The sequence below is a fragment of the Streptomyces sparsus genome (genome assembly GCF_054776295.1).
The window spans coordinates 1-1,296 of the sequence record NZ_BAAHCA010001176.1 but is presented as its reverse complement, the minus strand read 5'-3'; the positions used below and the strand labels follow the sequence as shown (position 1 = coordinate 1,296).

2 protein-coding genes are annotated in these 1,296 nt (G+C 72.3%); one reads left to right on the top strand and one right to left on the bottom strand.

Annotated elements, in window-relative coordinates; genetic code table 11:
• Positions 1–23: 23 nt before the first annotated feature.
• Positions 24–431 carry a peptidoglycan-binding domain-containing protein gene (locus tag ACYVE9_RS27245; RefSeq protein WP_461030555.1) on the bottom strand — a complete coding sequence of 136 codons (408 nt, stop codon included), beginning with the start codon at positions 429–431 and terminating at the stop codon, positions 24–26.
• 426 nt (positions 432–857) lie between these two features.
• On the opposite strand from ACYVE9_RS27245, the gene ACYVE9_RS27240 reads away from it, so the two are divergent.
• Positions 858–1,296 (top strand): helix-turn-helix domain-containing protein (locus ACYVE9_RS27240; RefSeq protein ID WP_461030554.1); only part of this gene is annotated, 439 nt, incomplete at its 3' end.

Sequence of the window (1,296 nt, the reverse complement as noted above, 5' to 3'; positions counted from 1 at the left end):
CGGGGCGGCAGCCGCCCGGTGGGTCAGCGGCGCAGCCAGGGCCACGACTGCGGGCCGGGCCAGCCGTCGACGGCCAGTCCGACACCGTGCTGCCGGTTGATCAGGCGCTGGTAGCCCTTCATGGCGGCCTGCGACTGCGGCCCGAAGTAGCCGTCGATCGCGCCGGTGTAGTAGCCGGAGTCACGCAGCAGGCACTGGGCCTCGATGCCGGCGCTGGTGACCCGGTCGGCGCGGGGAACGGCGGTCAGGCCGCTGTAGTGACCGGCGTACCAGTAGCCGCCGCTCTTGTGGATGCTGCAGCTGTACGCGGCGGCTGCGGACGTCGATCCGGCGGCCGGCGTGCTGGGCGCCGCCGCGGCGGAGGTGGCCAGGCCGCCGATGAGCAGTACGGCCGTGGCCGCGGACACCGTCAGGTGCTTGTGGGTCTTCACGGTGAGATCTCCTCAGGTGACGAAGTGCCAGGTGGGAGGTGCGGGGCAGGCGGGTCGAGCCGGACGGGACCCGCACGAAGGGCAGCGGAAGCGAGCACGGTCGGCCGGGCCCTGAAGCCGCCCTCTTCGCGGGTGCGGGCGTGGTGGCCGCGGTAGAGGCCCACCGTGCTGACGCCCCGGCAGACGTCGGCCGTGGCTCGGACGTGACGACCGGTTCGCATGTCTCCGCCCTCCACGTTGTACTTACTGCTGGACGGCATCAGCCTGGGCGTGGTGGCGCCGCTGCCGCCACCCCCTGGGACAAGCTCCCGGTAGGCTGGGATGCCCCGGGTGCTGACCTGCACAGATGTCACCCGGGAGGGGACGGGGACGGGACGGGGACGGGATGGGGAGGACCATGCAGGTGGGGGAGAAGAGGCATTTCTCATGAGTCACTGGAAAGCGCTTCCGAACGGGCTCGAGCCGCCGGCGCGTCAGTTCGTCACCGAACTGCGCATGCTCAAGGACTCCGGCGGGTTGAGCCTTGCGACGCTCGCCCGTCGCACCAGCTACAGCAAGTCGTCCTGGGAGCGGTATCTCAACGGCAAGAACCTGCCTCCCGCCGAGGCGGTGGTCGAGATCGCCCGTCTCGGCGGCGCGGACATCGACAGGCTGCTGGCGCTGAGATCGCTCGCGGAGGAGTGCTGGCAGGCCGGGCCCGGATCCGCCGCGAACGGTACCGAGCCGACGACGGCGACCACCGGCGGTGACGGCCGTGAGGGTGACGGCGGCAGCGGCGGTGACGGCGTCGGGAGCGCAACGGGCGTCGACGGGTCCGGCGCCGGTGTGCCCGACGCGGAACACCCCGACGCGGAGCGCCCCGACG